Raw genomic sequence first — 5,309 nt, 5'->3', positions numbered from 1 at the left:
TGCGCACCGCCATGGCGAAGTTGTGCACCGGTACTTTCTGTAGCTGGGTGTCTTGATCGAACGCAGCCGAGTAAGCGTAACCGCGTACCACGGCGATGGTCTCGTCGTGCAGTCGGGCCAGGTTCTGATAAACGATGTCATCGTCGCTGCGCTTGAGAAAGCGCACACGGTTAAGCAGGTACTCAGCAGAAAATTGGCCAAACTGCGTGCGGGCCTCGTCGTACCAGGCGTTGATCAGCACATCGTAGCGCCCATCGCCCACGCCCTTGAGCGCACGAGCCCAAGGCACCTGTTCAAAATCACTCGCGTACCCCGCACGGGCCAGGGCCGTGCTGACGATATCCGTGGCCAAGCCGCCATTGATCAAGGTGGCATCGGTGAATGGCGGCCAGCCATCCGCCACCAGACGCAGACGCTGTGCCAGCACTGGTTGGGCCAGTAGCAGCACTGCGATCAAAGCAACGGCACGAGTCAATCGCGGCATGCTCAAAGTCCTTGGCGGGCAGGCGGTGGCCTGATAACAGTAGCTCATCAATAAGCTTGCATTGCAGATTACACAAAGAAGCCAACGGCGCACGCACTGAATGATGGCAAATTGACGCCATTCACACATTTGTCAATTTTAGACAGCGGCGCCCGTCACGCTTACTATCCAGGCACGTCTTTATAAGAGCACACATCATGACGGTTGATTGGGTTTGCAAACATCACGACGACTTGGGCAAGGACCAGCTGTATGCCGTCCTGCGCTTGCGCAGCGAGGTATTCGTCGTCGAGCAGAAATGCGCGTATCAGGACATCGACGGGCAGGACCTGGCGGGGGACACCCACCACCTGATGGCCTGGAATGATAACGAGCTGGTGGCTTACCTGCGGCTGCTGGACCCGGAGACCCAGGGCGGCGATGTGGTGATTGGCCGCGTCATCGTTTCGCCAGCGGCACGGGGCACCGGGCTGGGGCATCAAATGCTGGAAGAGGCGCTTGAGCGTATTGAGGATATCTGGCCGCAAACGCCGATTTTTCTCTCGGCCCAGGCGCACTTGCAGGGGTATTACGGGCGGTATGGGTTTGTGGTGGCGGGTGAGGAATACCTGGAAGATGATATTCCACATATTGGTATGCGGCGCCTCTGAGCGCGCCATCGCAGGCAAGCCAGCTCCCACATTGGAACGCATTCAACTGTGGGAGCCGGGCTTGCCCGCGATAGCGTCAGTCCTGCCAAAGCCGACCTTCAGGGATAGTCCAATACCTGCTTGATCGACGCCAGATTAGCCTCGATCCACCCCCGATCAATCGCTCCCCAGTCCCGAATCCGATAGCGCCCGGCATGGTGACGCGCACCGTCCTCCTGCTCGAACTCACACACAATATCCAGGTCGGCCAACGCCGCAATGGTGTCCTGGGCGGTACGCCGAGGCATGCCGGTGGCCTCGGTCAGCGCCGGGACGCTGCTGGCCAGTTGGCTGTCGATCAAGTACGCCACGTACAGGCGGCGGTAGAAGCTGCTTTTGGTCTTGCTCACATCCATGGTCAGTCGCCTTGGGGTTAGGGCTTGCCCTGCAAATCGCGCCAGGTGAGGTACACACGCAGGTCAAATTCCACCTGATGGTAGCCCGGCATCATGTATTGGCAGAGTTTATAGAACGCCTTGTTGTGGTCCGACTCCTTGAAGTGAGCCAACTCGTGTACCACGATCATGCGCAGAAACTCCGGGGCCGCCTCCTTGAACAGCGAAGCGATGCGGATTTCTTTCTTGGACTTGAGATTACCGCCCTGCACCCGGGAAATCGTGGTGTGCAAACCCAAGGCACGATGGGTCAGGTCCAGGCGGTTGTCGAACAGCACCTTGTCGATAGACGGCGCGTTACGCAGGTGCTCCTGCTTCAAGGCCAGGGCATAGGCGTACAGGGCCTTGTCGCTCTGCACCCCATGGCGTTCGGGGTAACGCTGGTCCAGGTAAGCCCTCAACTGGTCCTTGGCGATCAGTTGGCGCACTTGCTCTTGGAGCGCGGCGGGGTATGCCTGGAGGTATTTCAAACGCGGTCATGGGCTCTGCAACGCAATTGGGACGGGCGCCAGTGTAGCGAATTCAAAGCGCGCGAGGGTACGACCAGCCGGCAACGTCCTCGGCCATCAACGGCAGCGCCGCCCACGGCCCCTGGATATGGGCGCAGCCATTGGCCTTGAGCCACTGTGTTTGTTCAAGAGTCTCCACGCCTTCGGCGATCACCAGTACACCAAAATGCTCACACAGTTGGATGATGCTGCGCGCCATCGCCCCATCCCGCGCCGAGCCAGGCAGGCGCGCCACTAATTGAGGGTCAAGCTTGAGGGTATCGAATGCCAGGTCGCGCAAATGGGCCAGGGAGCACTGGCCGCAGCCAAAGTCGTCCAGGGCAATCCGCACCCCGATCCGGCGCAGTAACTGGAGTTGCTTGGTAGACTCGGCAAGATTACTCATCAAGCAGTCCTCGCCGATTTCCACCTCCAGTTGCCGCGCCTGTAATCCATGCCGCTCCAGCATCTGCTGCAGTTGGTTGACCAGGTTGGGCATGTTGAACTGGCTGCTGCTCAGGCTCACGCTCAACACCAGTTCGGGGTCGAAGGTGGCTTGCCAGGCCTGGCGCTGGGCAGCGACTTGCTGGTAGATCCAGGCACTCAACTGGTTGATCAACCGCGCCTCTTCCAGCAGCGGCAAGAACAGGCCCGGCGGCACATCGCCGACGCTGGGATGCTGCCAGCGCAACAGCGCTTCGACGCCGCGCAAACGCCCGTCTTCCAGGCAAACCTGAGGCTGGTACACCAAGGTGAAGTCCTTGTTGGCAATGGCGGTACGCACACTGTCTTCCAGCATCAACCGCGAGCGGGCGCGGCCGTTCATTTCCTGGTCGTAGTAACGATACTGCTGACGGCCGGCGCGCTTGGCTTCGTACATGGCAATATCCGCCGCCCGCAGCAGGCCGCTCAAGTCCGAGCCGCAATCCGGGAAGGTCGCGATGCCGATACTGACCCCAAGCATCACCTCCAGCCCATCGACCTGCTGGCACACAGAAACCCGCTCGATGAGCTTTTCCGCGATCTTCGCCGCCTGTTCGGGAAACTCCAGCTCCAGCAACGCGGTGAACTCATCCCCGCCCATGCGCCCCAGAATGTCGTAGGAACGCAGGCACGCCTGCATTTGCTCCGAAACCCAACGCAGCACGCGATCCCCGGCGTCATGGCCCAACGTATCGTTGACCCGCTTGAAGCCATCCAGGTCCAGGTACAGCAATACCAGCGCCTGCTCGCTACGTTCGCTGCGCAGCAACGTATTCTCCATCGCCTGATGGAAACCGCGCCGGTTCAGCAGCCCGGTCAACGGGTCGGTCACGGCCTGGAACTCCAGTTGCTGGTGCAGATGCCGTACTTCGGACATGTCCAGCACCGTCACCACCATCGCCTTCTGCTCCACAGGCAAGGGCGCGCAGGACAACGCTACCGGCACCTGCTGGCCCCGACCGGTGCGCAAAATGGCGTCGTGTTGGCGCCACGTCTCGCCCCGGCGATACGCCTCGTACATGGGGAAGCCCAACCAGGCTGGCACATGGGGCTTTTGCAGGAAACTGAGGAAACTCTCGCCCTGCAACTCAGCCATCGTCGCATTCAACAGCCGGGAAATGGCCGGGTTGGCGTACTCGATCACACTGTTTTCGCTCACCACTAAAATGCCCTCGGCGGCGTTATCCAGCACGGAGGCATTAAAAGCGCGGGCCAACTCCAGGTCATGGCTCAGGCGCTGCAAGGCACGGCGATTGCGCTGGTGCTCGAGCAACGCCTGCACCTTGGGCTTGAGGATGTGCGGGTCAAAGGGCTTGAACAGATAGTCGATAGCCCCACTGGCGTAGCCTTCAAGCACCGCGTCGGGCGAATGGGCGGTGGCGGTCAGAAAGATAATCGGCGTCATGCGCGTGCGCTGGCTGCCCCGCATCAGGCGCGCGACCTCAAAGCCGTCCATGCCCGGCATGCGCACGTCCAGCAGCACCAAGTCGACGTCATGGGCCAGCAGTAACTCCAAGGCTTCCAGGCCAGACGCAGCAGTGATCACCCGCCAGTCGTCACGCTGCAACAGCGCACGCATGCTGACGAGGTTTTCCGGGTAGTCATCGACCACCAACAGAACCGAAATTGCATCGTCGTGTTGCGGAGCGCCATCCATGCTACGTCTCTTCCTTAGGGAGCTGCACCGGTCACTTTTGCTACCAAGGCCGGATAAAACACTGAGGGCTCACTCTAGCCGCGCGGCCAAAAAAGCAGAAGTGACGTGGGTGCCCTCATTGTGCCAAAGACCAGGAAGCCGACTAACGGTAAGGCCCTGTAGCCCGCGGTTCACGGGCAACATGGCTTTTTGGCATTCCTCTGACGCCAATAAATTGCCAGCAATTGTTTAACAATCTCACCCGCACCGCCTATAAAGAACCTGGAAGGCCCTTTGGGCCAATGCCTACACCCTCTGTAAAAAGGCCAACACCATGATCGACCTTTCCACCTGGAACCTGAGCATCCCGGTCGGCTCCCCACCCACGACGATTGAAACGCCAAGGCTGATGAGCGGCTTCAACGATCAATACTTCCAGGCCGAAGGCAGCGATGTGCAGTTCTGGACGCCTGTGACGGGCTCGCGCACCGAAAACGCCATCTACCCACGCAGCGAATTGCGTGAAACCTACGCCGACGGCCGCCTGCGTAACTGGACCTACCCCGAAGCCGACAACTTCCTGCGCGCCACCCTCACCGTCAACCAGGTGCCCTCCTCCGGCAAGATCGTGATCGGCCAGATCCACGCCTACGACAGCCAGAAACCGTTGATCAAGCTGGAGTACCAATTCAAGGAGAAAACCCAGACCGGCAACATCGTCGCCAAAGTGCGCATGCGCCCGGACGAAGCCGAAAGCCAGGTGATCATCGTCGCCTCCAATGTGCCGCTGCAGAAGAGCTTCACCTACGTGATCAACCTCAACAAAGCCGGGCTGCTGAGCGTGTATGCCGCCGACAGTGAGTGGAATGAACGCATAGGCGCGGCCTGGGGTGACAAGCCGTTGTACTTCAAGGCGGGGGTGTACGTGCAGGACAATTCGGGCGACACCAATGAGGGCGCGCGGGTGACGTTTGCGAAGTTGGATATTGATCATGAGTGAATCGTCCCGTGAGACACCGGATTTTTCCCAGATAAATCCAAAGCCTTAAACACACCGCCGCCCCCTGTGGGAGCCGGGCTTGCCCGCGATGGCGGCACATCAGCCACTATCCTAGGCGCCTGACACACCGCCAT

The 5,309-nt window shown here is 60.0% G+C and carries 6 protein-coding genes; 2 read left to right on the top strand and 4 right to left on the bottom strand.

Features of this window, described 5'->3' with window-relative positions; translation table 11 throughout:
• On the bottom strand, positions 1-484 hold a 484-nt coding region (locus tag DQ405_RS23750), incomplete at its 3' end, for a substrate-binding periplasmic protein (RefSeq protein ID WP_168426320.1).
• Positions 485-681: 197 nt separating this feature from the next.
• Here DQ405_RS23750 and DQ405_RS23745 point away from each other — a divergent pair.
• Positions 682-1,134 carry a GNAT family N-acetyltransferase gene (locus DQ405_RS23745; RefSeq protein WP_014720271.1) on the top strand — a complete coding sequence of 151 codons (453 nt, stop codon included), beginning with the start codon at positions 682-684 and terminating at the stop codon, positions 1,132-1,134.
• A 98-nt stretch (positions 1,135-1,232) separates the two neighbouring features.
• On the opposite strand, the gene DQ405_RS23740 is transcribed toward DQ405_RS23745, so the two are convergent.
• Genes DQ405_RS23740 through DQ405_RS23730 form a run of 3 tightly spaced genes read right to left on the bottom strand, consistent with a single transcriptional unit; the run spans position 1,233 to position 4,196 of the window.
• Positions 1,233-1,529, bottom strand: coding sequence for a winged helix-turn-helix domain-containing protein (locus DQ405_RS23740; RefSeq protein ID WP_168426319.1), 297 nt, complete (start codon positions 1,527-1,529; stop codon positions 1,233-1,235).
• 17 nt (positions 1,530-1,546) lie between these two features.
• Positions 1,547-2,038: a M48 metallopeptidase family protein gene (locus DQ405_RS23735; RefSeq protein ID WP_168426318.1), complete on the bottom strand. Its 492-nt coding sequence runs from the start codon at positions 2,036-2,038 to the stop codon at positions 1,547-1,549.
• A 52-nt stretch (positions 2,039-2,090) separates the two neighbouring features.
• Positions 2,091-4,196 (bottom strand): putative bifunctional diguanylate cyclase/phosphodiesterase, encoded by a 2,106-nt coding sequence (locus DQ405_RS23730; protein WP_168426317.1) that lies wholly within the window; start codon positions 4,194-4,196, stop codon positions 2,091-2,093.
• 313 nt (positions 4,197-4,509) lie between these two features.
• Between DQ405_RS23730 and DQ405_RS23725 the strand changes: the two genes are divergently transcribed.
• On the top strand, positions 4,510-5,175 hold the full coding sequence (locus tag DQ405_RS23725) for a polysaccharide lyase family 7 protein (protein WP_014720275.1): 666 nt from the start codon (positions 4,510-4,512) through the stop codon (positions 5,173-5,175).
• Positions 5,176-5,309: the final 134 nt, after the last annotated feature.

The sequence above is a fragment of the Pseudomonas sp. SST3 genome (assembly GCF_003325755.1).
The sequence above is the reverse complement of the archived record's forward strand: the minus strand, read 5'-3'. Positions and strand labels throughout refer to the sequence as shown.

What these genes read in the sequence shown, in the direction of transcription:
- DQ405_RS23740 (WP_168426319.1), bottom strand. Translation starts at nt 1,529, where the DNA reads ATGGATGTGAGCAAGACCAAAAGCAGCTTCTACCGCCGCCTGTACGTG.
- DQ405_RS23725 (WP_014720275.1), top strand. Translation starts at nt 4,510, where the DNA reads ATGATCGACCTTTCCACCTGGAACCTGAGCATCCCGGTCGGCTCCCCA.
- DQ405_RS23745 (WP_014720271.1), top strand. Translation starts at nt 682, where the DNA reads ATGACGGTTGATTGGGTTTGCAAACATCACGACGACTTGGGCAAGGAC.
- DQ405_RS23730 (WP_168426317.1), bottom strand. Translation starts at nt 4,196, where the DNA reads ATGGATGGCGCTCCGCAACACGACGATGCAATTTCGGTTCTGTTGGTG.